General features: G+C 74.2%; 18 protein-coding genes, 1 tRNA gene and 1 pseudogene. 7 read left to right on the top strand and 13 right to left on the bottom strand.

Annotated features, from left to right (window positions below; translation table 11 throughout):
* The first annotated feature begins 140 nt into the window (after positions 1-140).
* The 3 genes from AMK11_RS18005 (at position 141) to AMK11_RS17995 (ending at position 4,569) form a co-directional block, all read left to right on the top strand.
* The gene (locus tag AMK11_RS18005) at positions 141-2,360 is read left to right on the top strand and encodes an NADP-dependent isocitrate dehydrogenase (protein WP_073728324.1); all 2,220 of its coding nucleotides are present in this window, start codon (positions 141-143) and stop codon (positions 2,358-2,360) included.
* A gap of 102 nt (positions 2,361-2,462) precedes the next feature.
* A complete protein-coding gene (locus AMK11_RS18000; protein ID WP_073728322.1) occupies positions 2,463-3,260 on the top strand; it encodes an N-formylglutamate amidohydrolase in 798 nt (265 codons plus the stop codon).
* An 82-nt stretch (positions 3,261-3,342) separates the two neighbouring features.
* Entirely contained in the window at positions 3,343-4,569 is a 1,227-nt protein-coding gene (locus AMK11_RS17995) for a cytochrome P450 (protein WP_073728320.1), read from the top strand.
* Positions 4,570-4,580: 11 nt separating this feature from the next.
* Here AMK11_RS17995 and AMK11_RS17990 read toward each other — a convergent pair whose 3' ends face one another.
* Genes AMK11_RS17990 through AMK11_RS17980 form a run of 3 tightly spaced genes read right to left on the bottom strand, consistent with a single transcriptional unit; the run spans position 4,581 to position 7,131 of the window.
* Positions 4,581-5,051 carry a hypothetical protein gene (locus AMK11_RS17990; protein ID WP_073728318.1) on the bottom strand — a complete coding sequence of 157 codons (471 nt, stop codon included), beginning with the start codon at positions 5,049-5,051 and terminating at the stop codon, positions 4,581-4,583.
* Positions 5,048-5,689 carry an RNA polymerase sigma factor gene (locus AMK11_RS17985; protein WP_198941395.1) on the bottom strand — a complete coding sequence of 214 codons (642 nt, stop codon included), beginning with the start codon at positions 5,687-5,689 and terminating at the stop codon, positions 5,048-5,050. The genes AMK11_RS17990 and AMK11_RS17985 overlap by 4 nt, the downstream gene beginning before the upstream one ends.
* Positions 5,690-5,697: 8 nt before the next feature.
* The gene (locus AMK11_RS17980) at positions 5,698-7,131 is read right to left on the bottom strand and encodes a S8/S53 family peptidase (RefSeq protein ID WP_073728314.1); all 1,434 of its coding nucleotides are present in this window, start codon (positions 7,129-7,131) and stop codon (positions 5,698-5,700) included.
* Positions 7,132-7,270: 139 nt separating this feature from the next.
* Between AMK11_RS17980 and AMK11_RS17975 the strand changes: the two genes are divergently transcribed.
* A complete protein-coding gene (locus AMK11_RS17975) occupies positions 7,271-9,940 on the top strand; it encodes a CHAT domain-containing protein (protein WP_079187518.1) in 2,670 nt (889 codons plus the stop codon).
* A gap of 252 nt (positions 9,941-10,192) precedes the next feature.
* Here the strand turns inward: AMK11_RS17975 and AMK11_RS17970 are convergent, their stop codons facing one another.
* Entirely contained in the window at positions 10,193-11,986 is a 1,794-nt protein-coding gene (locus AMK11_RS17970) for a LuxR family transcriptional regulator AbsR2 (protein WP_241847015.1), read from the bottom strand.
* Between the two features lie 117 nt (positions 11,987-12,103).
* Between AMK11_RS17970 and absR1 the strand changes: the two genes are divergently transcribed.
* Entirely contained in the window at positions 12,104-13,183 is a 1,080-nt protein-coding gene (absR1, locus tag AMK11_RS17965) for a beta-glucuronidase AbsR1 (protein WP_073728308.1), read from the top strand.
* 233 nt (positions 13,184-13,416) lie between these two features.
* Here the strand turns inward: absR1 and AMK11_RS17960 are convergent, their stop codons facing one another.
* The 6 genes from AMK11_RS17960 to AMK11_RS17935 all read right to left on the bottom strand — a co-directional run bounded on the left by AMK11_RS17960 (position 13,417) and on the right by AMK11_RS17935 (position 20,844).
* On the bottom strand, positions 13,417-14,496 hold the full coding sequence (locus AMK11_RS17960; protein ID WP_241847014.1) for a tetratricopeptide repeat protein: 1,080 nt from the start codon (positions 14,494-14,496) through the stop codon (positions 13,417-13,419).
* Between the two features lie 23 nt (positions 14,497-14,519).
* The gene (locus AMK11_RS17955; protein ID WP_073728306.1) at positions 14,520-17,021 is read right to left on the bottom strand and encodes an Hsp70 family protein; all 2,502 of its coding nucleotides are present in this window, start codon (positions 17,019-17,021) and stop codon (positions 14,520-14,522) included.
* Positions 17,022-17,042: 21 nt separating this feature from the next.
* Positions 17,043-17,555 (bottom strand): hypothetical protein, encoded by a 513-nt coding sequence (locus AMK11_RS17950; RefSeq protein WP_073728304.1) that lies wholly within the window; start codon positions 17,553-17,555, stop codon positions 17,043-17,045.
* Positions 17,556-17,581: 26 nt separating this feature from the next.
* Positions 17,582-18,838: a hypothetical protein gene (locus AMK11_RS17945; RefSeq protein ID WP_073728302.1), complete on the bottom strand. Its 1,257-nt coding sequence runs from the start codon at positions 18,836-18,838 to the stop codon at positions 17,582-17,584.
* A gap of 68 nt (positions 18,839-18,906) precedes the next feature.
* The gene (locus AMK11_RS17940) at positions 18,907-19,989 is read right to left on the bottom strand and encodes a serine/threonine-protein kinase (protein WP_079187517.1); all 1,083 of its coding nucleotides are present in this window, start codon (positions 19,987-19,989) and stop codon (positions 18,907-18,909) included.
* Between the two features lie 72 nt (positions 19,990-20,061).
* On the bottom strand, positions 20,062-20,844 hold the full coding sequence (locus AMK11_RS17935; RefSeq protein WP_073728300.1) for a polysaccharide lyase family 7 protein: 783 nt from the start codon (positions 20,842-20,844) through the stop codon (positions 20,062-20,064).
* Positions 20,845-21,068: 224 nt separating this feature from the next.
* Here AMK11_RS17935 and AMK11_RS17930 point away from each other — a divergent pair, with 224 nt between their 5' ends.
* Positions 21,069-23,027 carry a serine/threonine-protein kinase gene (locus AMK11_RS17930; protein WP_073728298.1) on the top strand — a complete coding sequence of 653 codons (1,959 nt, stop codon included), beginning with the start codon at positions 21,069-21,071 and terminating at the stop codon, positions 23,025-23,027.
* 48 nt (positions 23,028-23,075) lie between these two features.
* Here AMK11_RS17930 and AMK11_RS17925 read toward each other — a convergent pair whose 3' ends face one another.
* From AMK11_RS17925 to AMK11_RS17915, 3 genes and pseudogenes are all read right to left on the bottom strand, one after another.
* On the bottom strand, positions 23,076-23,864 hold the full coding sequence (locus tag AMK11_RS17925; protein ID WP_073728296.1) for an FHA domain-containing protein: 789 nt from the start codon (positions 23,862-23,864) through the stop codon (positions 23,076-23,078).
* Between the two features lie 193 nt (positions 23,865-24,057).
* A tRNA-Pro gene (locus AMK11_RS17920) sits at positions 24,058-24,131 on the bottom strand.
* A gap of 103 nt (positions 24,132-24,234) precedes the next feature.
* Positions 24,235-24,545: pseudogene (locus AMK11_RS17915) on the bottom strand (GNAT family N-acetyltransferase); the annotation flags it as partial.
* A 148-nt stretch (positions 24,546-24,693) separates the two neighbouring features.
* On the opposite strand from AMK11_RS17915, the gene AMK11_RS17910 reads away from it, so the two are divergent.
* Positions 24,694-25,041, top strand: a complete 348-nt coding sequence (locus tag AMK11_RS17910; protein WP_073728292.1) for a cupin domain-containing protein — start codon at positions 24,694-24,696, stop codon at positions 25,039-25,041.
* Positions 25,042-25,127 lie beyond the last annotated feature (86 nt).

Here is a 25,127-nt window from a genome sequence, read left to right as displayed (position 1 = left end):
CGCACACCGTGATCGTCCACGTGTGCGACGGGGTCGCCCGGCCGGTTGTCCGGAATCTCCGTGCGGCCCCTGTCGAGCCCGGGTCGATCAGGAGATATCTTGATGTCGAGCAATGTTGCAGACGTGGAGCGGAGCACCCGGTGACTGACTCGACCATCATCTATACACACACTGACGAGGCCCCGGCCCTGGCGACGTATTCGTTCCTGCCGGTGATCCGGGCGTACGCCTCGCCGGCGGGTGTCGCCGTCGAGACCCGCGACATCTCGCTGGCGGGCCGGATCATCGCCGTGTTCCCGGAGTACCTGACCGAGGACCAGCGCATCCCGGACGCCCTCGCGGAGCTCGGCGAGCTGGCCAAGACCCCGGCCGCCAACATCATCAAGCTGCCGAACATCTCGGCCTCCATCCCGCAGCTCAAGGCCGCCGTCGCCGAGCTGCAGGGCCAGGGCTACGCCCTGCCGGACTACCCGGACGACCCGAAGACCGACGAGGAGCGCGACATCCGCGCCCGCTACGACAAGGTCAAGGGCTCCGCCGTCAACCCGGTCCTGCGCGAGGGCAACTCCGACCGCCGCGCCCCGGCCTCGGTGAAGAACTACGCCAAGTCCCACCCGCACCGCATGGGCGCCTGGACCGGTGACTCCAAGACCAACGTCGCCACCATGGGTGAGAACGACTTCCGCTCCACCGAGAAGTCCGTGGTGATCGCCGAGGACGGCGCGCTGCGGATCGAGCTGGTCGGCGACGACGGCACCACCACGGTGCTGCGCGAGTCCGTCCCGGTGAAGAAGGACGAGGTCGTCGACGCCTCCGTGCTGCGCGTCGCCGCGCTGCGCGAGTTCCTGACCGCGCAGGTCGCCCGGGCGAAGTCCGAGGGCATCCTGTACTCGGTGCACCTGAAGGCCACGATGATGAAGGTCTCCGACCCGATCATCTTCGGCCACGTGGTGCGCGCCTTCTTCCCGAAGACCTTCGCGAAGTACGGCGAGGCGCTCGCCGCGGCCGGCCTGACCCCGAACGACGGTCTGGGCGGCATCTACAAGGGCCTGGAGTCCCTGCCCGAGGGCGCCGAGATCAAGGCCTCCTTCGACGCCGAGCTCGCCGAGGGACCGGAGCTGGCGATGGTCGACTCCGACAAGGGCATCAGCAACCTGCACGTGCCCTCGGACGTCATCATCGACGCCTCCATGCCGGCCATGATCCGCACCTCCGGCCACATGTGGGGCCCGGACGGCCAGGAGCACGACGCCCTCGCGGTCATCCCGGACTCCTCCTACGCCGGCGTGTACCAGGCCGTCATCGACGACTGCCGCGCCAACGGCGCCTACGACCCGTCCACCATGGGCTCGGTCCCGAACGTCGGCCTCATGGCGCAGAAGGCCGAGGAGTACGGCAGCCACGACAAGACCTTCGAGATCCCCGTCACGGGCACGGTCCGCCTGGTCGACGCGGCCGGCAACGCCGTCCTGGAGCAGACGGTCTCCGCCGGTGACATCTTCCGCGCCTGCCAGACCAAGGACGACCCGATCCGCGACTGGGTGAAGCTGGCCGTCACCCGCGCCCGCGCCACCGGCGACCCGGCCGTCTTCTGGCTGGACGAGGGCCGCGCCCACGACGCCAACCTGATCGCCAAGGTCAAGGCGTACCTGCCGGAGCACGACACCGAGGGCCTGGACATCCGGATCCTGTCCCCCGTCGAGGCGACCAAGCTGTCGGTCGAGCGCATCCGCCGCGGCGAGAACACCATCTCCGTCACCGGCAACGTGCTGCGCGACTACCTGACCGACCTCTTCCCGATCCTGGAGCTGGGCACCAGCGCCAAGATGCTGTCGGTCGTCCCGCTGATGGCGGGCGGCGGCCTCTTCGAGACCGGCGCCGGCGGCTCCGCGCCCAAGCACGTGCAGCAGCTGGTCAAGGAGAACTACCTGCGCTGGGACTCCCTCGGCGAGTTCTTCGCCCTGGTGCCGTCCCTGGAGCAGTACGCGGCGGCCACCGGCAACACCAAGGCCAAGGTCCTCGCCGACACCCTCGACCGCGCCACGGCGACCTTCCTCAACGAGGACAAGTCCCCGACCCGTCGCGTCGGCGGCATCGACAACCGCGGCAGCCACTTCTACCTGTCCCTGTACTGGGCGCAGGAGCTGGCCGGGCAGACCGACGACGCGGACCTGGCCAAGGCCTTCGCCCCGCTCGCCGAGAAGCTGACCGCCGCCGAGCAGCGAATCGTCGACGAGCTGAACGCCGTCCAGGGCAAGCCCGCCGAGATCGGCGGCTACTACCAGCCCGACCCGGCCAAGGCCGCCGAGGTCATGCGCCCGTCGGCCACCTGGAACGAGGCGCTGGCGTCCCTCGCCTGATCCTCACCGGGCCCGCGAAGGTCCGTTCGCGACACCCCGTCTCCGTCCCTCGGAGGCGGGGTGTCCGTCTGTCCCACCCCTACGACCGTGCGGAGCAACCCCGTGACCGACGTCCCGGCGTCCTTCGGCCTCGTCCCCGGCGACCCCGCCTCCCCCGTGATCCTCCACGTGCCGCACTCCTCCCGGCACATCCCGGCCGACGTCCGCCCCGGCATCGTCCTGGACGACGCGGCCCTGGAGCGGGAGCTGGACCACATCACCGACTCGCACACCGCTCGGATCGCCGAGGCGGCGGCCGGGCTCGCCGGGCTCACCCCCTGGCGGTTCGTCAACCGGGCCTCACGGCTGGTCGTCGACCCGGAGCGGTTCCCGGACGAGCGGGAGGAGATGACGGCCGTGGGGATGGGCGCGGTGTACACGCGGACCACCCACCGGGAGGTCCTGCGGCCCGACGGCACCGACCCCGGGCCGCTGATCGAACGGTACTTCCGGCCGTACGCGCGGGCGATCACCGAGGCGGTCGCGGACCGGCTCACGGCCACCGGCCGGGCGGTGATCATCGACGTGCACTCGTACCCGACCGAGCCGCTGCCCTACGAGCTGCACGGCGAGGGTCCGCGCCCGCCGGTCTGCCTCGGCACGGACGGCTTCCACACCTCGACGGAGCTGCTGGCCGCGGCCCGGGAGGCGTTCGCGCCGTGCGGGGAGACCGGGCTGGACAGCCCGTTCAGCGGGACGTACGTGCCGCTGGACTTCTACGGGAAGCGGGCCGAGGTCGGCGCGCTGATGGTGGAGATCCGCCGGGACACCTACATGAGCGAGCCGGGCGGACCGGCCGGCCCCGGGCTGTCCCGCCTCGCCGAGTCGCTGGCCGCGCTCGTCGACGCCGTGTCCGGCTGACCGGTCGCCGCCGGGGCCCGCGCGCCCACCGGCTGGAGCACTCCCGCGCGACAGCCGCCGGGCGCGCGGCGAGGGTGGGTGCATGACGCAGGAGACCACCACGCTGACCGGCCAGTCCCCGCCCCCCGTACGGGACTGGCCCGCCCTCGACCTGGACGGCCCGGAGTTCGACCCCGTCCTCGCCGAGCTGATGCGCGAGGGACCGCTGACCCGCGTACGGCTGCCGCACGGCGAGGGCTGGGCGTGGCTGGCCACCCGCTACGAGGACGTGAAGGCCATCACCAACGATCCGCGCTTCTCACGCGCGGAGGTGACGAAGCGCCAGGTCACCCGGCTCGCCCCGCACTTCAAGCCGCGCTCCGGCTCGCTCGCCTTCGCCGACCAGCCCGACCACAACCGGCTGCGGCGCGCGGTCGCGGGGGCGTTCACCGTGGGCAGGGCGAAGACGCTGCGGCCGCGGGCGCAGGAGATCCTCGACGGCCTCGTGGACGGGGTCGTACGGGACGGGCCGCCCGCGGACCTGGTCGAGCGGGTCCTGGAGCCCTTTCCGATCGCCGTCGTCAGCGAAGTGATGGGCGTGCCGGAGGCCGACCGGGAGCGGGTGCACTCCTGGACCCGGCAGATCATCTCCACCTCCGGCGGCGCCGAGGCCGCCGAGCGGGCCAAGCAGGGCCTGTACGGGTGGATCACCGAGACCGTGCGCGCCCGCGCGGGCAGCACCGGCGACGACGTGTACTCGATGCTGGGCGCCGCGGTGGGCCGGGGCGAGGTCGGCGAGACGGAGGCGATCGGCCTGGCCGGACCGTTGCAGATCGGCGGCGAGGCCGTCACGCACAACGTCGGGCAGATGCTGTACGTGCTGCTGACCCGGCCGGAGCTGCTGGCCCGGATGCGCGACGACCGCCCCGAAGTGCGGGGCGCCCTCCTGGACGAGCTGCTGCGCTGGATCCCGCACCGCACCTCGGTGGGTCTTGCCCGCATCGCCCTGGAGGACGTCGACGTGCACGGGACGCGCATCGGCGCCGGTGACCCCGTGTACGTGTCCTACCTGGCCGCCAACCGGGACCCGGAGGTCTTCCCCGACCCGGACCGGATCGACCCGGACCGTGCCCCCAACCCGCACCTGTCCTACGGCAACGGCCACCACTACTGCACGGGTGCCGTGCTCGCCCGCATGCAGACCGAGCTGCTGGTCGACACGCTGCTGGCGCGGCTGCCGGGGCTGCGGCTCGCGGTCCGGGCCGAGCAGGTGGAGTGGCGCCGCAAGACCATGATCCGCGGGCCGCGCACCCTGCCCTGCGCCTGGTGAGCCGGGCGCTCTCAGGCGCGCAGCCACTCCGTGACGACCACGTCCGAGCCGGTCCGCAGCCGCAGTGCGAACGGGCCGGTGGGCGGGGCTCCGCCGGTGAAGCGGCCCAGGTCGTCCGCCGTCAGCAGGGCGTGGGCCCGCGGGCCGCTCAGCACCTCGACGTCGGCCGGCCCCGGCGGCAGCAGCTGGCCGATCAGTCCGTCCTCCGTCACCTCGACGTCGACGGTCACGTCGTCCGCGCGGAAGGTGAGCATCCGCGGCGGGTCCGTCGTTCCCCTGACCGGGATGGCGTCGACCAGTGAGTCGAAGGTCAGCTCGGCGACGCGGGCGTCCAGGTCGTGCAGCGCGAAGGCGTCGACGGCGATCCGCCGCAGCTCGGCCGGGACCGGGTCCAGGATGGCGGCGGCCTGCCGCAGCTCCTCCTCCAGGAGATCCGTGCCGAGTTCGTCGTCCCCGAAGGCCTCGTCGTGCGCGTCGCTCATGTCGTCGTCCCCCGTGCCTCTAGCCGGGCCCGCAGCCGGCGCAGACAGCGCTGGCGCATCGGCCCGATGCTGCCCACCGCGATTCCCAGCGCGGCGGACACCTCCTGGTAACTGGGCGGCGGCGAGGAGATCAGTACCCGCAGCAACTGGCGGCACCGCTCGCCCAGTTCCTCGAACTCCTGCCACAGCCGGCGCACGCGCTCGGTCTGCGCGGCGGCCTCCTCGGAGTCGAGCACCGACTCCTCGGGCGTACGGTCCTCGCTCGGCCGGTCCAGCAGCTGCGGGTCGTCGGTCGGTGTCCACCGCTTCGACGCCTTCAGCAGCTTCAGGCACTCGTGCCGTGCCGTGCTGGCCAGCCAGGAACCGGTCTTCTCCGGTTCGCGGATCCGCCCCAGGTGCTGGGCGAACCGGAACCAGGCGGTCTGGTACACCTCGTGCGCGTCGGCGTCGGACAGCCCGTGCGAGCGCGCGACGGACCACACCAGCGGGCCCAGCCCGTCCACCAACGACTTCCAGGCAGCCGCGTCCCCGTCGGCGGCCAACTGGACGAGCACCCCGACATCTGCACGGTCCACGGTCCCACCCCTCGTGTACGACAGGCCATCGTACGCCGTGGAGTGGGTCGTTCCGACGGGCATCGGGCCGCTCACGCCCCGCCGGCCGGCGCATCGACGGCGACCGGGTGCCAGGTGGGCGGCAGCAGCGCCGGCACGTGCGCCCCGCGCACCTCCGCGTAATCGGTGTTGGCGGCGAGCAGTTCCCTGCGGGCCGCGCGCGGGTCCCGCTCCTTCGTCTCCGTCATGTGCGAGGCGACCAGGCCCGCGACGACGGGGGTGGCGAAGGAGGTGCCGCTCCACTGCGCGTGCCCCTCGAACATCACCTGGTCCGGCTTGGCGGGTGCCTCGCCGGGTTCGCTGAGGACGCCGTTGTGCCGGGGGTACTGGCAGGTGCAGGCGTAGCCGAAGCCGTACCGGCACGCGTCGTAGGTGGAGTGCTGGTAGACGTACGGCACGGGTGACCCGAATCCGGTGAGGGCGCTGGTGAGGCGTTCGCCCGGGGCGTAGGCCTTCACCCAGCCGCCGTGGTTGCTGAAGCAGGCGCCGAACTCGCCGTCGCCGCGCAGCGCGCCGACCGACAGCACCGAGTGCTCCCAGCCGGGGACTTCGGCGTAGGCGGCGGGCCAGAAGGGGGTGGCACTGCCGTTGTTGCCGGCGGCGGCGACCAGCAGGGTGCGCTGGTCACGCAGTTCCTCCATGAAGGCGTGCACGCCGAGCAGGCCGTCGGTGCGGCCGTTGGAGGTGCCGGCGGAGAGGCTGAGGATCTCGGGCCAGCCGTCGCGGTCGACGGCCTCGAAGAGCTTCTCGCCGAGTTCGGACTCCAGGATGGCGCCCGCGTCGTTGAGGGTGTTGCGGACAGTCACGTGGGTGTTGGGGGCGACGGCGGCGACGAGTCCGGCGATGAAGGTGCCGTGGCCGACGTACTGCTGGAGGACGCCGTCCTCGTCGCACTCCCTGATCTGGGCGTCGCCGTCCGTGCGGGCGAGCAGCGGGTAGGCGCGGTAGTCGTGCATGAGCCCGGTGTCGATGACGAGGACGCCGACGGCGGTCCCCGCGTCGTACGGTGTGCCGGCGGCGGCCGGGTTCGGCGGCTCACTGAGCGGGACGGGCACGGGCTCGTCGCCGGGGCAGGCGTTGACGGCGATGGAGACGACGTGGTTGCGGCTGATCAGCCGGCGGCCCGCGCGGCCCTCCACGGTGCGCACGGAGCGCAGGGCGTGGGCGACGTCGGGGTCGCCGCCGCCGTCGCCCGCTCCCGGGTCGCCGACCTGGATGCGGGTGATGCCGGTGCGGTTGGTCTCGGGGCTCGCCCGGCGCACGTGGTCCGGGGTCAGACCCGCCATCGTGGTGAAGTGGTCGCGCACGGTGTCCTCGACGAGGCGGGCCTCCTCGCCGTCCCGGGCGAGGACGACGCCCTTCTCGTAGAAGAACTCGGCGGAGTCGTCCGGCCCCATCACCAGCGGGACACCGGGCATCGAGCGCTGTATCTGGTCGAACTGCTCACGGAATCGCTGTGGTGCCATGGCGTGTCCTCCACTGGTGCGGCGGTGTGACGGCGGTCGTGGCCACGGTGGTGGCGACAGTCGTCAATCAGAGTCCGGGGGTGGCCGATTGATACAGACCCGAACCTGTGGGGTGTGGTTCCGGACCACTACCATCCGTATGGTGACAGCGGGAAACGACTCGGTTCTCCAACTGCTGCCGATGGTGTTCGCCGCCCCCGGCGAAGCGCTGGCCCGTGCGGAGGAACTGCTCGGGGCCGATCCCTCACCGCTGCACGCCTCGGTCGCCCATCAGGTGATCGGCATCTGGCAGCGGGACTTCGGCGACACCCGGCGGGCGCTGGCCCATCTGCGGCGCGCCCGTGAACTCGCGGCCCGCGCGGACTCGGCGGAGCGGGAGGCGGACGTCCTGGCCACGCTCGGGGTGGCGCTGGTGCACGCGGGCCGGACCCGGGACGGTCTGGCGGCGTTCGAGCGGGGCGTGGCGCGCGGCACGGGGCACACCAGGGCACGGGTGCTGTACCGGCGGGCGTACGTCTGGTGGGTGCTGGGGCGGCACGGCGAGGCGCTGGAGGACGTGCGGCGGGCGGTGCCGGTGCTGCGGCAGGCCGACGACGTGATCTGGACGGCGCGGGCGCTGACCCTGCGGGCGACCGTGCACCTGGCGCTCGGCGCGGTGGACCGGGCGGACGCCGACTTCACGGCGGCGGAGGCGCTGTGGGACACCACCGGCCAGGAGCACGACAAGGCCGACGCGGTGGAGAGCCGGGGGCTGGCGGCGTTCCGGTCGGGTGACGTGCCGGCGGCACTGAGGCTGCTGGACGAGGCGGAGGAGCGGTACGGGAAGCTGGGCACGCCGACGTTCATGCTGTCGATCCGGCGCTGCGAGGTGCTGATGGCGGCGGGGCTGGCCACGGAGGCGCTGGCCGAGGCGGACGGGGCGATCGCGGCGCTGGACGGGATCGGCGGTCAGTCCACCCGCAAGGCGGAGTTGCTGCTGGTGGCGGCGCGGGCGGCCCGGCTGGCGGGCGACGCGCAGACCTCGCTGGCGCGCGCGGCCCTGGCGGTGCGGCTGTTCGCCGGGCAGCGGCGCACCTGGTACGAGACGCACGCCCGGCTGGTGCTGCTGGAGGCGCGGGTCGCGACGGGGCGCGCCTCGGGCCGGCTGGTGGCGGACGCGGCGGCGGTGGCGGAGCGGCTGGCCGCCTTCGGTGCGCCGGCCGCGCCGGAGGCGTCGCTGCTGGCGGGACGGATCGCGCTGGGGCTCGGCTGGACGGCGGACGCGGAGCGGCATCTGGCGGTCGCCGCGCGCAGCCGGCACGGCGGGCCGCCGCTGGCGCGGATGACGGGCTGGGCGGCGCAGGCGCTGCGGGCGCGGGCGTCCGGGTCGTCGCGGGGTGTGCTGGAGGCCTGCCGGCGGGGTCTGGACGTGCTCGACGACCACCGGATGACGCTGGGGGCCTCGGAGTTGCGGGCGCGGGCCACCGCGCAGGGCGCGGAGCTGGCGGCGCTGGCACAGCGGGCGAGCCTGGTGTCGGGCGGGCCGCGGCGGCTGCTGGTGTGGAGCGAGCGGTGGCGGGCGACGGTGCTGTCGGCGCCGCCGACCCGGCCGCCGGCCGATCCGGTGCTGCTGAGCACCATGACGGCCTTCCGGGAACTGGCCGCCCGAGCGGACGAGGCCCGCAGGGACGGCGGCCGCCCCGCCCCCGCGCTGGAGCGTGAAGAGCGGCGTCTGGAACGGGAGATCCGCTCCCGCACCCTGCACATGCGGGGCGAGGGGCCCGGTGACGGGGACCGGTTCGATGTCGGGCGGCTGCTGGACCGGCTCGGTGACGACCTGCGCCTGGTGGAGCTGGCCGTGCTCGACGGACGCGTGCACGTACTGCTGTGCGGGCAGGGGCGGGTGCGGCGGTTCGAGGCCGGGCTGCTGGCCGAGGCGGAGCAGGAGGCCGAGCACGTGCAGGCCGGTCTGCGGCGGCTGGCGCACCCCGGTGGCGAGGCCCGGCTGCCCCTCGTGGAGGCGGCGGGCGCCCGCCTCCAGGAACTCCTCCTCGGTCCCGCCGCGGCCCACCTCGGCAACGGCCCGGTCGTCGTGGTCCCGCCGGGCCGGCTGCACCGCGTGCCGTGGGCCCTGCTGCCCGCGTTGCGTGAACGGGTCCTGAGCGTCTCGCCGTCGGCGAGCAGCTGGCTGCGCGCGAAGGAGACCGCCCCGCCGCCCGGCGGCCGCCAGGTCCTGGTCCGCGGCCCGGGGCTGGCCAGCGGCGGCGCCGAGGTCCCGGAACTCGCCGGCCGGTACGGGGCGGTTCCGCGGCCGCGGGAGAGCGGCGCGGCGGCTGCGGGCCCCGCCACGGACGGCCGGCCCACCGTGCTGGAGGGGGACGAGGCGCGCGTGCCCCGGGTGCTGCGGGAGCTGGACGGGGCGGCGTTGGCGCACATCGCCGCGCACGGGACGTTCCGGGCGGACAGCCCCTTGTTCTCCTCGCTGCGGATGGCGGACGGGCCGCTCATCGTGCACGACTTCGAGCGGCTGGACCGCAGTCCGTACCGGATCATCCTCTCCTGCTGCGACACGGCCCGGTTCGCCTCGGTCGGCGCGGACGAACTGCTCGGGCTGGTCACCGCGCTGCTGCCGCTGGGCACGGCCGGGGTGGTGGCGTGCAGCGCGCCGGTCAACGACGCCGCGGTGGTGCCGTTGATGCTCGCGCTGCACAAGGGCCTGGACGCCGGGCTGTCCCTGGCGGAGGCGCTGCGCGACGCGCGGGCTGCTCTGCCGGACGACGCGGTGCACCGGGCGACGGGGTGGGCGTTCTCCGCCTTCGGGGCGGCCTGACGTGCCGGGGTCGTGCGCCGCCGGGGGCGCGGCCCGCCCTCGTCGCCGGAGCCGGAGAGCGCTCTGGAAGCCACGGCGGGTACTCCCCCACCGCCCCGGCAGGCCGCGCGGAACCGGACGCCGCGCGACGCCGCGTGCCACGTACGGCGGAGTCACCGGTGCCCGGGGCTGCGCCCGCGCGCCGGCCGGACACCGCACACCACGCGCGCGTGAAGATCGCCGCGCCCGCGGAGCGCCCCCGGGCGGCGGGTGTCACGCCGGCTGGGGTTCGGGCAGCTCCATCAGCCAGGGCAGGGCGTCGCGGTCGCCGGCGCCGAGGCGGGTGTAGGCGCCGTAGAGGTGGTTGCCCACGGTGCGGACGGAGAGGGTGAGCCGCTCCGCGATCTGCCGGTTGCTCAGGCCGGCGGCGGCGAGCGTGACGATCTGGCGTTGCCGGGCGGTGAGTTCGCCGAGGACCAGTCCGGACAGGGCGGGGGTGCGGGCGCCCTCGCAGTGCCGGGCGAGGGCGGCGGCGCGGGTGCGGGCGGTGCGGGCGGCACTCGGGTCGCGGTGGGCGCGTACCGCCTGGGCGTGCGCCTCGGCCGCGAAGAGCAGGAAGCCGCGCCGTTCCAGCTGCCCGGCCACCTCGTCCAGTGCCGGTCCGTCGCCCCGCGCGAGGGCCTCGGCGTGCGCGGCGAAGACGCCGGTCAGCCGGCCGGCCGCCCGCTCGGGTGCGCCCAGCCGGACGGCGTCGTACGGGTCACCCCCCTCTGCGGCCGACCGGACCGCCTCGTCGAGGTCGCCGTGTGCGGCGGCGACCCAGGTGGCGACCGCACCGGCGTGCTCCGCCCGTGCACCGTCCCCTGCCGTCGCGTCGCCCGACTGGGCGGCGGCCACCGTGAGTTCGTCCCGGCAGGGCCCGTCGTCCGGGTCGGTCCGCAGGCCCTCGCGAGCCCAGGCCGCCGCCTCGGACAGCCGTCCGCACAGGCGGGCGAACCGGGCGCGCAGTGCCGCGTACCGGGCCGGCAGCGGCACTCCCTCGGCCGCCAGCCACTCCCCCACCGGCGCCGCGGACTCCCGTACGTCGTCCCGCTCGACGCGACGGGCCAGAGCCGCCCGCTCCGCCGCCAGGGCGGGCTCGTACCGCTCGGGCCCGCAGGCCAGGCGCCGGGCCCGCAGCCGGCCCGCGGCGGCGCGCAGCACCGGCCCGTGCAGGGGGTGGGCGAGCCGGATGGCGCCCCGGTCGTCGACGGCGACCAGTCCCTCGGACTCCAGGCGCTCCAGGACGCGCACGTCGAAGGCGTCCAGGCCGAGCGGCAGCGGTTCGGCGAAGGCCAGACGTTCGAGCGTTTCGCGCTCCTCGGGGCACCCCCGGTCCAGGACGCGGGCGGTGCGTTCCCGTACGGCCGCGGTGACCGGCACGGGCCCTCGCCAGGCCCACAGGTCCGTGTCCGCGACCGGCGTGAGCAGGCTCCGCTCGCGCACGGCGGTCAGCAGCTCGCGCAGCAGTCGCAGGTCGCCGCGGCACAGGCGGTGCAGCCGGTCCACGGTGAGCGGGTCGAGGGCGACGCCCGCGCCGGCCGTGAGGAGTCCGGCGGTGTCCTCGCGGGGCAGCGGCCTGAGGGTGAGGCGCGGCAGCAGCTCCCCGGACCACAGCCGGGACACCGCGCCCGGCACGGGCACGCCCTCCGTGGCGACGACCAGGAGCCGGGTGCGGCCGTGCACGGCGAGCTGGTGCACCAGGGCAGCGGAGGCGTCGTCGAGCAGGTGGGCGTCGTCGACCAGCAGCAGCCGTACTCCCGACAGGAGCTGTACCGCGCGGTGCAGGGTGACGGTGCCGGGCAGCAGGTGGGCGAAGGCGGCGAAGGGGACGTCCCGGGTCTCGGGTGTCCCGGCGGCCCTGGCGCAGTCCGTGCCGCGGACCGACTCGGTCACGAGCCGGGTCCTGCCGCAGCCGGCCGGGCCGGTCACCACGATGCCGCCGCCCTTGCCGGCCACCGACCGGCGCACCAGCTCCAGTTCGTCCGTACGCCCGGTGAACGGCCAGGGCGTCCGAAGTGTCCTCACGTCCCGCAGAGAAGTCGTCACGGCAATAGGAGCCCGCGTACTCAACCCTGATACAGGGCGACTTGAGTACCCCCCGACTCAGGCGCCCGGACCCGCCCGGACGGCATTCTGGGGGCCATGACCGCACGCTACTGCTCGCTCGCGCGGCAGCCGGCTCCCGTGCTCGCACCGGGACTGGCCGCCGAGCGTGTCGCCGCGCTCGTCGGCGGGCAGCGGATGTGGGTCAACGGCACCGTGCTGCACTACTGCTTCCTCGGCGGGGACACGGACTCCTCCGTCGTGCCCATGCCGGGCGCCGGGCGTCCGGCGCGGGGGGCGTGGGTGGGGACCGAGGAGCAGCGGGAAGTGGTCCGCGACTGCTTCAAGGAGTGGCAGGACCTCGGTGTCGGGCTCGTCCTGACCGAGGTCGGCGACCGGTCGGAGGCCGAGCTGCGCATCGGTTTCCAGCCCGGCGACGGGTCGTGGTCGGCGGTGGGCAGGGACGCGCTCGGGGTCGGCCTCAACGACCGTACGATGAACTTCGGCTGGGACCTGACCGCACCCGGGGAGCGCGCCACGGCCCTGCACCAGATCGGGCACGCGCTCGGAATGCTGCACGAGCACCAGAGCCCGTACTCCGGCATCCTCTGGGACGACGAGGCCGTCTACGCGGAGCTGGCGGGCCCGCCGAACCACTGGAGCCGGGAGCGGACGTTCCACAACATCCTGCGCAAGCTCGACGGCGACGAGGCCAACGGCCCGGTCTGGGACCCGCAGTCGATCATGGAGTATCCGTTCCCGTCGGGGCTGATACTGGAGCCGGAGCACTACCGCTCGGGCCTGCACCCGCCCGGTACGCTCTCGGCCGCCGACAAGGAGTTCGCCCTGCGCTGGTATCCGCCCACCGGCCGGCCGGGCCCGCTGGTGCCGTTCCGTTCGGTGCCGCTGGGGCTCGGGCCGGGCGAGCAGGCCGACTTCCGCCTGGACCCGCCGGAGACCCGCGAGTACACCGTGGGCACCTTCGGTGACAGCGACGCCGTCGTCGTGATCTTCGAGGTGCGGGACGGCAAGCCCCGCTACCTCGCCGGGCACGACGACGGGGGAACACCCCGCAACGCCACGATCAGGGCCCGTTTCGTCAAGGGCCGCCGCTATGTCGTCCGGGTGCGCCTGTACTCCTCGTGGGGTGCGGGCGAGACGGCGGTCATGTGCTGGTGACCGCACGGCTCCCAGACACCCGGGCGCCGCGGCCGCAGTCCGGCGCCGGGGGCGGCCGAGGACGTCACCTTCGGGGGACGGTGTCGCACTGACACCGGGTGACGTCCCGGCCCGCCGGGCCCGCTTCTTCGGGGGAGGAAGCGGGCCCGGCTCTGTGCGGCCGCCACTAGGCCCTGTCGTCAAATTCCCGCCTGCCCGGCGACGCCTGGCACGCGGGAATTTGACGACAGGGCCTAGCCGGGCGTGATCATCACGGTGACCGTCCGGTTCTTCGCGGGGTCGGCGTACGGGGCCTCGCGCTGGTCCGCGCTGACGGTGGTGAAGTCGGTGAGGGGCCTGCCGGTGGCGGCGCTGAGCTCGCGGGCCGCGACGAGGGCGCGCCAGAGGGCGACGACGGATCCGCCGCTGGTCGGGGCGCCGGGGACGGTGGCCGCGTGGCCGCGGATCTCGACGTGCGGCCGGCGTCCGGCGAGGCGTTCACCGAGGACGGCGAGCCGGCCGGCACCGGCCGGGGTGAGTTCGGCGCCCCGGGAGAACAGCCCGTCGGCGAAGACGACCTCCACGGCATCCCCGTGGACGCGTGGCAGGATGCCCGGCGCCCGCAGCTTGCGGGCCAGTTCCTCGGCCGCTTCCGCGCGGCGGGCCGCCGCGCGGTCCCGGTCCCTCGCCCGTTCCGCCCGGCGTTCGGCGGCGAGCTGCCGGGCCCGTTGTTCGACCAGGTCGGCCTGGGCGGGGCCGGGCCGCTCCGGCCGTCCGCCGGCGCCGTCCGCGAGGACTACGGTGCCGGCCGTCACCGCGGCCACCGCGCAGACCGCGGCGGCCAGGGCGGTGCCGGCCCGGTGCCGGGCGAGCGCGGCCCGCGGGCCGCGGCCGCCGAGCCGGTCGATCCTCGCCAGCCCGGCGGTCGCGGCGGTGTCCCCCGGGGCGAGCTCCAGCACCCTTCGCCAGTGGGCGGCGGCCTGCTCCGGCTCGCCGCGCTGGGCGTGCACCCGGGCGAGCAGGTCGAGTACGTCCCGGTGGTCCGCGGTGTCGGCGTCGCGCAGCAGCCGCAGGGCCCCGTCCAGGTCGCCGGAGCGGGCCGCCGTCCGGGCCCGCGAGACGAGCAGGGCCACCCGGAGCGCGTGGGCGGGGGACGGCGGCGTACGCGCGGACTCGGGGCCGCCGTCCGCGGTGCGGCCCGGCCCCGCGCCGCCGGACGGGGCGGCGCCGGGTTCCGTCCGGTCCGGCCCCGTGCCGCCGGCCTCCGTGCCGGCTCGGCCCGCCGACAGGATCGCGCCGGGCACAGGGCCCGCCGGGATTCGGGATGTGGTCACCTTGGACTCCTCGTTCCCGCTGACTAGTTGATCCCGCCGGACAGCCGCTCGGCCTCCTCGGCGGCCCCGGGCGGCAGCAGTCGCCGCAGCCGCTCGTTGACACCGGCGAGGGCGCGCCTGTCGCCCGCGGCGACGGCCCGGCGGCCCTCGAGGATCGCGGCGTCCGCCTGGGCGCGGGAGAACATGTCGTCGCGGACCTCGACCAGCGCGTTGAAGACCACGTACTCCCACTGGTCCGTGCGGCGCAGCAGCTCGACGTGGAACTCCCCGGCCCGTTTGATCAGCCGCCGCAGATCCGCCGGTGAGGCGTCCTCGCCGAGCGCGCCGGCGCGGTCGCGCATGGTCTGCAGCTCCCGCCGGTCCGACGGACCGCCGCCGACCTGCTCGATCACGTCCTCGCAGGCGCTGAGCAGGTCCCACAGTTCGCGTTGCAGCCCGGGGATCTCGATGGCCTCCTCGATGTCGTCGAGCAGCGCCTCCACGTCGCGGATGCGGCGGTCGCTGGTGACGGCGGCGCCCGTGTCGACGGCCGCCGCGTCGACCTCCTTGCGCAGCTGCGGCACGGTCTTCTGCTCGGCGAGGTCGTCCAGCCGCGCCTGCGCCTGTTCGGAGAACACGTTCTCGGCCTGGTCCTGGAGGAGGTGCACGCGCTGTTCCAGGTCGTGCAGCCGGTCCACGAGTTCGCCGTGTCCGGGCGCCAGCAGTTCGGAACGGTCGATCGTCGCCTCGAACTGCTGCTCCAGCAGCGGGATGTCGGCGGTGACCAGGACTTCCCGGTTGCTCGCCTGGATCTCGAACGTCACCTCGACCTCGCTCTGGGCCGGCAGGTCGATGCGGATGTCGCGCGGGCGGACCTCGATCAGCCCGACCCGGGTGTTGCGGTCGGCGCGCCTGCGCTCCCCCTCCAGCAGCGGGATGCGGATGACGGCGTCCGGCTGGGCGCGGCGCAGCGGGATGGTCGTCCGGTACGGCTTGGTCACCTGGGCCGGCAGCGTGGTGCCCTTGCGCAGCAGCGGGTCGAAGGTGCCGTCGGCCTTGCCGATGCCGAGCGTGCCGGTGAGCACCGCGTCGCCGGGGAGGACGGAGGCGTGGGCGATGGAGAAGGTGTCCCCGGCGAGGTTCCGCCGGGTGCCGGCGGTGTCGGTCAGCTCCACGGTGAAGCGGGACCGGGCGTCGGTGTCGATGGCCACCTCGGTGTAGAAGGTGCCGTCCGGGCCGAGTTCGGTGCGCGGGCCGCGGAAGGGCGGGCGGCCCTCGGGGTTGGTCAGGGTGACGGTGTACCGCGTCCAGTCGACCGCGCTGCCGCTGCTGACCTTGCCGGAGACCGGGATGCCGGTGGTGTCGACGGACTGCGCCGGGTAGTGCAGTTCGATCGCGAACTCGCCCGGCGCCGCCCGCTGCGGCTTCTTGGGCAGCCGGACCGTGCGGGCGAAGACCGCGGCGCCGCGCGCGACGACGGTGGTGGGGTCCTGGCTGTGGTCGAGGCGGATGCCGGGGCCGTCGTCCGGGTCGGCGAGCAGTTCGCGCAGGCCGGGGCTGAGCGTGGCGCCGCCGACCAGGAGCAGCCGGTCGATGTGGTCGGGGCGCAGGGAGCTCTCGGCCAGCGCCTCTCGGCACAGGCGGACCGCGCGGGTGTAGAAGGGCAGCGCCAGGTCGTCGAGGGCGCCCCGGGTGAGGGTGTACTCGAAGGGTTCGGTGCCGCCGCTGCCGTCGTCGAGGTCGACGGAGATCTCGACCGAAGCGGCGCGGGACAGGGCGATCTTGGCGTTCTCCGCCTCCAGCTTGAGCTTGGCGAAGTTCTTGCGCCAGTGGCCGCGGTTGTTGCGGTTGAAGTCGGCGAGGCCGAGGTCCCGGCGGACCGCGGGGGCCAGCAGGTCGTCGACGAGGGCCCAGTCGATGAGCTTCCCGCCCAGGTAGGGGTCGCCGGCGTGCTGGATGAGCTGGAGTTCGCCGTCGCGCTTGCTCATCAGGGCGGCGTCGAAGGTGCCGCCGCCCAGGTCGAACACCATCCAGTGCGCGGAGTCGGACGCGTCCTGCACGCCGTAGGCGATGGCGGCGGCGGTCGGCTCCTGCACCAGGGGGCAGTGCTCGCCGAGTCCGGCGAGGGCGGCGGCCGAGCTGGTGGCGTTGTTCTGGTTCAGCGCGAAGGAGGCCGGGACGGTGATCACGGCCGCCTCCGGCTGGTGACCGTAGTCGTGTGCGGCGTCCTGCCGGAGCGACTTGAGGACCTCGGCGGAGAGCTCCTCCGGCGTCAGCGACGCACCGGTGCGCTCGAAGAGCCGGCCCGCGCCGGCGGCACCCATCTCCAGCTTGAACTCCGCGTAGGCGTTGCCGGGATCGGTCTCCGTGCGCTCCCGGGCCCGCCTGCCCACGTGGACCACCCCCTCCTTGGGGATCCACACGGCGGAGGGCGTGAAGTCCCAGCCGTCGTTGTTCTTGATGACGCGTACGCCGTCGTCCTCGGCCACCGCGATGGCGCTGTTGGTGGTGCCGAGGTCGATTCCGAAGTCGATGGTCTCGCGCATGGTCGTGGTCTCCTTGGTGCTTCAGGCGGGGGGCGCGGGCCTGCCGACGACGACCTGGCCCATCTGGATCCGTTCGCCGCGGAAGTAGACGGTGGGCCGGACGGTCTCCAGCACGGTCTCCCGGTCCAGTCCCGGCTCGTCCTGGATCACCAGGGCCTCCAGGGACTGTCCGGAGTCGAAGGGCAGGCCGTCGTGGTCCTGGATCTCCAGCCCGTCGTCGGCGAGCGCCTGGCGGCTCGCGTTGACCTGGCGGCGCACCTGCCTGAGGTCGGCCGCCGAGAGGGGAACGGTCCCCTTGTCGAGCTTGCGCAGGGCGCGCCAGATGCCGACGGCCGCCCCCAGCAGCGCGTCGGTTCCGGCGCCGGGCCGTTTCGCCAGGGCCTCGGCGGCCTCCGCCTCGGCGAGCACGGTCGCGGCCCAGTCGGCCTGCGCGGGCGTCAGGAGCGGGCGGGGGACGCGGTACTCGGGTGGATGCCGGAGCTGGCGGAGGGTCGCGCGCGCCTCGCGCACCCGGCGGCGGACGTCGGGGTTCATCTCTGTCTCCTTCCGTGCCGCGGTGTTCACCCCGCGGTCGCCATGTACAGGAGGGCGACCAGCAGGCCGATCGCCACGGCGGGACCGAAGAAGTAGCCCGCGACGGACACCAAGCACGCCACGACGCCGACGCCGATGCCGGCCTTCTTCCAGGGGAAGGGCCTGGCCGGTGCGGGGAGCCCGTAGCCGGTGGACCACTCGTAGATGACGTCCCAGTTCTCCTTGAACGCCTGCACATGGGCTTCCGGGGCGATCTCGTAGGCCTTCTCCGCGAGGTCGACCACCGTCTCCTTCTGCTTGGGGGTCGGCGGCGTGTACTGGTGGTGGCCCAGCATCGCCACGGCCAGGTTGCCCACGCCCACGGCGACGACGTTCGAGACGTCCTCGTACCGCCAGTCCGAGACGAACGCCCGGAGTTCACCGATCCGGTCGAACGCCGGGAGCACCTCCCGCCGCAGGACCCGTTCGGCGTCGCCGAACAGCCCGGCCTCCTTCTTCGCGTTCGCGGTCCGCAGACCGTCGGTGATCTCCTGGACGGTCTCCTCCACCGTCTCCTCGAACAGCCCGGCGAAGAGGTCCGCGAAGGCCGCGTACTGTGCCCAGCTCGCGCAGACGCGGGCGAGCCGTGGCCGGAAGTCCGGGTCGGCGGCGAGGTCCCGGAACGGGGAGACCAGGAGGCGGGGAAGCTCGGTGAGGAAGTCGTCCGCGCGGAGCCCGCCCAGCCGGGGATCGTCCAGTTCACCGATCCGGTGGGCGAGGTGCCGCCGGAGCTCGGGGCGTTCCAGCAGAGGTCCCCAGCCGGCGGCCGCGCCCCGCCACAGGGTGTCCCGCGCGTCCGGGGCGGTGGTGACCCGGCCGGCCTCCGCCTCCAGCACCATGGCGTGCAGGCGCACCGCGTCGTCGTGCTCCTCGTGCACGGACGCCGGACAGCCGCATCCGTGACCCGGCTCGCCCCACCGCCACAGAAGTTCGTCGACCAGCCGCCGCCGCGGGTCCTGGAACTCCTCGAACGCGGCCCGCACCTCCTCCCTGCGGCGCCACCCCGCCAGCGGCGAGTCCGGGTCCGGGGGGAGGTGGTCCCGCACCGCGAGCCGGGCCTCCAGCCGCTGCCTGTGCTGCCGTACGGCACGGCCCCGCGCGGTCACCGCGAGCCCTGTGACGGCGAAGGCGTTGTCGTGGTAGAGCCGCACGCCGGCCAGGTCCGTGAAGCGGGACAGTTGCCCGGTGCCGCTCCGGACGCCGGACGGCTGGTCCGTCCGGCCGCCCGCAGTCGTGTCGTCCATCCGCTCTCCATACGTCCGCTGCCGGTACGGCCCCTGCAGATACGTCCGTTCCTCGTGCGCCGGGCCGTTCACATGACCACCCCTCGCCGCCACGTCATCAGCCGTGCCACGTGCCGTTCCCTGAGCCGGGGGTGGCGGCTGACGGCCTCTTCCAGCTGGTTCGCGGCCTCGGCCAGCCGGCCCGGCGTCCGGGAGAGCTCGACGGCGGCCCGGACCTGCTCCTCGGCGGCCCGCTCCACCTCCGCCGGTGCGTCCCGGGACGGCTGCGGGCCCGGCGAGGACCGCAGGGCCACGGCCCGTTCGGCGACCTCGCGGGCGGTGGCGGGCCGGTCGGCCGGGTCCGTCCGCAGCATGTCCGTGACCAGCCGGTCCAGTTCGGGTGCCACCTCGTCGTTGTAGGCGCTCGGCGGCGGCAGCGGGCGGTTGAACCGGTCCAGGGAGAAGGACTGCACCGGGTCCCCGCCGTCGTACGGGAACTGGGCGGTGAGCAGGAAGTACGCGATGGTGCCGAGCGCCCACACGTCGCCGGCGCAGGAGTACCCGGTGCCCCGGCGCAGCACCTCCGGCGGCATGTAGGCGACCGTCCCCTGGGCGCTGGCCGCCATGGTGCCCGGGTCGGTCTCCTTGGCCAGTCCGAAGTCGCTGACCTTCACCCGGAGCCCGGACTCGTCGTAGGTGATCAGCACGTTGGCCAGGGACAGGTCGCGGTGCACGATCGGGTGCGGTCGCTCGTGGGCGACGGCGAGCCCGTCCGCGGCCTGGCGCAGCACGGCCGACGCCTCACCCACCGGTACCGCGCCGGAGTGGGAGGCGACCAGCCGTTCCAGGCTGCCGCCCGCGACGTACTCCATGGTGATGTAGCCGCGCACGCCCTCGGAGGTCTGCACGGTGCCCGCGTCGAACACCCGGATGATGTTGGGGTGGCCCAGGGTGGAGAGGATGCGTGCCTCGTCGAACAGCCTGGAGGTGGCCTCCAGCGAGGCCACGTGCTTGAACAGCTTGAGCGCCTGCCAGCCGAGGATGTGGTGCCGCACCCGGTACACCTCGGCGAAGGCGCCCTCGCCCAGCCGGCGATCCACGACGAGCGCGGAGTTGATCCGCTGCCCACGGGTGAGCAGGGTTCCCTCCGCGCCCGTCGTGTCCCCCGTCATCGGCTCCCCCTTCTGTGCCTCCGTGCACGGCCACCGTGACACGCCCCTTCCGGGACCCCTCCCGGACGCCGGTCAGGAGTGGGTGACCCGGAGGTGGGAGATGCGCACCTCGCCGTGGTTGCGTGCGGCGCACGGCTCGGAGTTGTCGCAGTTGGCCTGCGTGTAGGCGCCCGCCTTGAAGTAGTTGGTGTCGCCGTCGTGGGCGACCGTGGTCTCGAAGCGGCCGTTGTAGTAGGCGTCGATCTCCCCGTCCTTCGCGACGAACCCGGCCTCGAACTCGGTGCCCAGCTCGTAGTCGTCGGTCACCAGGTGGTGGTGGCGGTCGTCGCCGTCGGTGACGTAGAGGCGGCTGCCCTCGAGGCGGAAGACGGTGACGTCATCGTCGCCGCCGTGGACCTGCGCGCCGACCACGTAGGGCCGTTCCTCGGGCAGGGCCGTGAACGCCTCCCTGACCACGAGGGTGTGGGTGCCGTCGGTGGTGGACCAGGCGGCCTCGTCCTCCCCGCCCTCGGTCATCTCCCGCAGCTCGGCGCGCGGGTAGGCGGAACCTCCCGTGGTGACCCCGTCGACGGCGGCCCGGAACCTCACCGCGTCGCAGCCGGCCTCGGCCCGGAACCAGGGGGCGGCGGAGAAGGCGGCCAGCTCGGGCTGGGTTATCTCGGTGGGGTCCTCGTCGTCACCGGTGGGCAGGGTCAGCTTCCAGTTCGTCAGGTCGAGGACGTCGGCGGGGTGCGCGCACCGGGCGGCGGGCCGGTCGTGCGGGGCCGGGGTGCCCGCGTGGGCGGACGGTGCGAGCGTGGTGGCCGAGACGGCCGCCGTGATGCCGGCCAGCACGAGGGTCGGGGTACGAGCCATGGAGGGGCGCTCCTGTCGGGGGTGGGCGGTCGGTGCGACGCGTACCGTAGGCGAAGCGTCCGGGACCGGTCCCGGCGCCCGCGACCACGTCCCGTACGGGCATGCGTGCGACTGATGGAGGCTCTGGGCAGACGGTGCGAACGGTCCGCTCCACGCAGTAGGTTCGTTCCGTACGCGCGGCAGCGGCCGTGTGGGGTTCCGGAGTCGACCGAGGGGGAAGATCCGTGCGTTCCGGGGACCGGTTCGCCGACCGTTACGTCCTCAAGGAGGTCATCGGCGCGGGACGGGGCGGCGATGTGTGGCTGGCCCACGACACGGTGGTGGGCCAGGACGTCGCGCTCAAACCGGAACGGGCGGACGGCGAGAGCGACACCGCGGTACGGCGGCTGCTGGGTGAACCGCGTGCCATGGCCAAGTTCCGGGGCCATCCCCATGTGGTGACGCTGTTCGACGTCGTGACCGAGCCGCGAGGCGGGGAAGGGGAAGGGAGCGGTGCCGAGGGGGGCGGGCGGACGTACTGGTTCGTCATGGAGCACGTGACGGGCGGCGGCCTGGACCGGCGGCCGACGGTCTCTCCGCAACGGGCGGCGCGCATCGGGGCCCAGCTCGCCGACGCCCTGGCCGCCCTGCACGCATCGGGCATCGTGCACTGCGACGTCAAGCCGGCCAACATCGGCCTCACCCGGCACGGCGGGGCGAAGTTACTGGACTTCGGGGCCGCCTACCGGGTCGGCGGCACGGAGACCATCACCGTCAACGGCCCCTTCAGCTTCACCCCCGACTACGCCGCCCCCGAACTGGCCCGGGGCAACGTGCCCCGGCCCGCTTCGGACGTGTTCTGCCTCGCCGCCACCCTGCACGCCCTGGTCACCGGTGCGCCGCCACGCGGCGGCACGCCCCTGGAGGAAGCCGGCTCCGCCGGGACGGGGGACGACGGCGAGGAGGCCGAGCGGCTGCGGTACTGGAAGGCCGAGCAGGGCGTCGTCGAGGTGGACGCCGCCGTGGGTCCGCTGTATCCCGTGCTCACCGCCATGCTGCGCCGCGATCCCCGGCAACGCCCCGACGCCGCCGAGGCCGGACGGCTGCTGGAGGAGATCGCCGGGGCCGGTCCGAAGACGCCCCGGGACGGCGCCGACACCGTCACCAGTGGCCGGCGCCTGCGCCGGCCACTGGTCGCGGCGGCCGTCGGCATCACCGCCGTACTGGCCTTGGGGCTCGTCGTCGTCCTCCCCGGCCACGGCGACGGCGACGGCGGAACGGCCGCCCCGGGCCCCGGGCGGAGCGGGACGCAGACGCGCGCCTCGGACGGTGAACGCCGGGCCCTGATCGGCGATCCGCACACGGCCGACGTGTGCGCGCTGGCCGACCCCACCGCCCTCGACGGGTTCGGCGACGGGGACGTCCACGTGGACGTGGACTACGGGAACTTCGACCGCTGCGACGTGCTCGTCGGCATCGACGACCGGACCCGGATCGACGTGTCGGTCAGTCTCCTCCAGGGGGCGCCGCCGGAGGGCTCGGAACCCTCCCGCACCGTCGGGAGGGTGGGCATCCGCGAGGAGGAGGCGAAGAGCGGCGAGTGCGAGCTGCTGCTGACCTCCGGGGGCGGCGCGGACGGCACCCTGGTCGGCATCCGCGTCAACATGGGCAAGGGCTCCGTGGTCGGCGGCAGGGCGACCCTGTGCACGGTCGCCGACAAGGCCGCCACGAGCGCCGCCGAGGTGCTGAACCGGGGCCCGGTCCCCCGGCGCTCCCCGGCCTACCCGCCCACGTCGCTGGCGTGGAAGGACGCCTGCGGACTCCTGGACGCCCGGGCGCTGTCCGCCGTTCCCGGCCTGCGGGCCGACGTGCCGGAGGTCGGGGTCGCGAACTGGAGCTGCGAGTGGGCGAGCGACGTCGACGACCTGGACGTGGAGGTGAGCTTCTTCCGCGACCAGCCCAAGTCCGCGCAGGGCGACGCCACCGCCACCGAGCTGAGCGGCTACCGCACGATCGTCGAACCGGACGCCGAGGGCGACACCTGCGCGGTCTTCGTCGAGTACCGCAGGTACAGCGGCCAGGGCGCCGAGACCGCCGTCGAGATGGTGCGCCTGGACGTCGGCGGGCAGCGGCCCGCGGACCGGCTCTGCACGACGGCCACGGGCCTCGCGTCCTCGGCCGCCGCCGAACTCCGCGCGCGCTGACCCGGCGTGCGCCGCACAGCCCGACGGGCCGGTGGACGCCGCGCCTCCTCAGAGCGCCGGATCCGGCCAGGACTCGTCGTCCTCCATCAGCTCCAGGTCCGGCGGCACGAGGGTCGTCGACTCCGCGAGTCCCCTGATCAGGTTGTGCAGCAGACTGTTGTCGGCCGGACGGCCGCCGGACTTGTCGTGCAGCAGCGGGTACTTGAACCCGGTGCCGTGCAGCCGGCGGCGCACGGCCTCGACGCGGAACTCGATCCGGCGCTCGTTCCACCTGGCGTCCGGACGCAGGTAGGCCAGCCGCTCGGCGGCCTGACGGTACGACAGGGGACGCGGGTCCTCCTCGTACAGCAGGTACCGCTGGCCGAGCACCACCAGCAGCAGCCGCTCGTCGTCGTCCAGCGACCATGTCTCCGGCCGTACGGTGTCGGCGCGCCGCCGGGACACCGGCCCCTGGTCGTCGTGGCCCGCCACGTACAGCTCGACCAGGTGCTCGCGGTAGCCCGAGCCCTTGACGAACAGCGGGGTGTACCCGGGCGCGAGCGGGAGCGGCTCGGTGGTGAGGTGCATCATCCGGCCGCGCGGCAGCCGGACGAGCTGCTGCCCGGTGTTGCGCAGCCACCACTGTCCTCGGCGGTAGGTCAGCTCGCCGTGCCGCCGGCTCACCCGCAGGTCGTCCACCCCGACCCCGAGGTCCACGTCCGGCTTCTCGCCCCGCCCGAAGCGGACGGTCAGCCCCTGCCGGGGCGGCGCGCTGAGCTCGCCGGCGACCGTACGGGCGTGCAGCGTTCCGGGCGTGGTGGGCGCCACACCACGAGCGAGGCTGGTGGAGAGAGGCATCGCTGGTCTCCTCGGTTCGTGAGCTCGGCGTACGGCAGCCGCTCGGCGGGCGTCCGGCGTACCGACCAGTGTCCGCGCCCGCCACGGGACCCCTCCCGCCCCAGGTGGAGGACGTGGCGTTCAGCGGCGTCGGCGCACGACCGAGAGGCCGTACCGGAATGTCCCGGTACGGCCTCTGGCCTGTTGCTTCACGTCGGGACGACAGGATTTGAACCTGCGACCCCTTGACCCCCAGTCAAGTGCGCTACCAAGCTGCGCCACGTCCCGTCGCGCGTCCACGTTTCGGTGTGATCGCGCTGGTCAAGCCTACCTCATCCGGGGGACCGGGGGGCTCGCACGCCGGGGGCGGTGACGCGTGAGCCGGTCCGGGTACGGCCGGCTCGCGCACCATGTAGACGTCCACCGAGTCCTCCCTCTCGACGTGAACCCGTGCCGCTCGTACAGCCTCCGGGCCGCGCTGTCCCGCAGCACGTTGAGCCGGACGAGGTCACCGCCGCGGTCGCACCCGGCCAGCAGCCCGCGCAGTACGGCCGAGCCGATCCCGGCGCCCTGGAGGCTCGGGGCCAGGTAGAAGTGCTCCAGCCACCGGGCGTCCCGGGCCGGCCGCAGTACCACGGCCCGCAACTCGGCGACGGCTTCCACGTCCGACGCCGACGCCGGCCGGAGCCCCCACTGAACCATGATCGCCACAGTAGCGGCCGGGCACCTGCCCGGTACCCCGAGGCCGCCGGTGCGCGCCGGCGGGCCCGACGATGTGTCCGTACGCCTCACCGGATACGCCACACACTGTCGCCCCCGCGGCCCCGTCGGCCCCGGCTAGCGTCACCGCATGACCAACAGCTTCGTCGTCCACGTCCCCGGCACCGAGCTCGAACCCGAGCCCCTCTCCCCCGAGCAGATCGTCTCCGGCACCCCCGAAGTGACCGGCAAGGTGGTCTGGGAGTCGGCGGACGGCCGCCAGGTGCGCGGGGTCTGGCAGATCACCCCGGGCGTCGTCACCGACACCGAGGCGGACGAGATGTTCGTGGTGCTCAGCGGCTCGGCCACCATCGAGGTGGCGGGCGGCCCGGCACTGACGGTGGGACCGGGCGACCTGGTGGTGCTGCGCGAGGGTGACCGCACGACGTGGACGGTGCACGAGACGCTGCGCAAGGCGTACGCGATCAACCTGGGCTAGCAGGGCACTCGCCGGGCTTTGTCCTGTCAAAAGGTTGACATGATGCCGACGCTCCGCACAGGGTGGGCGGGACAGCGCAGGGACCG

The sequence above is a fragment of the Streptomyces sp. CB02414 genome, assembly GCF_001905385.1.
In the GTDB taxonomy this organism is placed as follows: domain Bacteria; phylum Actinomycetota; class Actinomycetes; order Streptomycetales; family Streptomycetaceae; genus Streptomyces.
The sequence above is the reverse complement of the archived record's forward strand: the minus strand, read 5'-3'. Positions and strand labels throughout refer to the sequence as shown.

Coding starts and splice junctions, on each gene's coding strand:
- AMK11_RS17995 (WP_073728320.1), top strand. CDS start 3,343: ATGACGCAGGAGACCACCACGCTGACCGGCCAGTCCCCGCCCCCCGTA.
- AMK11_RS17990 (WP_073728318.1), bottom strand. CDS start 5,051: ATGAGCGACGCGCACGACGAGGCCTTCGGGGACGACGAACTCGGCACG.
- AMK11_RS17985 (WP_198941395.1), bottom strand. CDS start 5,689: ATGCCCGTCGGAACGACCCACTCCACGGCGTACGATGGCCTGTCGTAC.
- AMK11_RS17980 (WP_073728314.1), bottom strand. CDS start 7,131: ATGGCACCACAGCGATTCCGTGAGCAGTTCGACCAGATACAGCGCTCG.
- AMK11_RS17975 (WP_079187518.1), top strand. CDS start 7,271: ATGGTGACAGCGGGAAACGACTCGGTTCTCCAACTGCTGCCGATGGTG.
- absR1 (WP_073728308.1), top strand. CDS start 12,104: ATGACCGCACGCTACTGCTCGCTCGCGCGGCAGCCGGCTCCCGTGCTC.
- AMK11_RS17955 (WP_073728306.1), bottom strand. CDS start 17,021: ATGCGCGAGACCATCGACTTCGGAATCGACCTCGGCACCACCAACAGC.
- AMK11_RS17950 (WP_073728304.1), bottom strand. CDS start 17,555: ATGAACCCCGACGTCCGCCGCCGGGTGCGCGAGGCGCGCGCGACCCTC.
- AMK11_RS17945 (WP_073728302.1), bottom strand. CDS start 18,838: ATGGACGACACGACTGCGGGCGGCCGGACGGACCAGCCGTCCGGCGTC.
- AMK11_RS17940 (WP_079187517.1), bottom strand. CDS start 19,989: ATGACGGGGGACACGACGGGCGCGGAGGGAACCCTGCTCACCCGTGGG.
- AMK11_RS17935 (WP_073728300.1), bottom strand. CDS start 20,844: ATGGCTCGTACCCCGACCCTCGTGCTGGCCGGCATCACGGCGGCCGTC.
- AMK11_RS17925 (WP_073728296.1), bottom strand. CDS start 23,864: ATGCCTCTCTCCACCAGCCTCGCTCGTGGTGTGGCGCCCACCACGCCC.
- AMK11_RS17910 (WP_073728292.1), top strand. CDS start 24,694: ATGACCAACAGCTTCGTCGTCCACGTCCCCGGCACCGAGCTCGAACCC.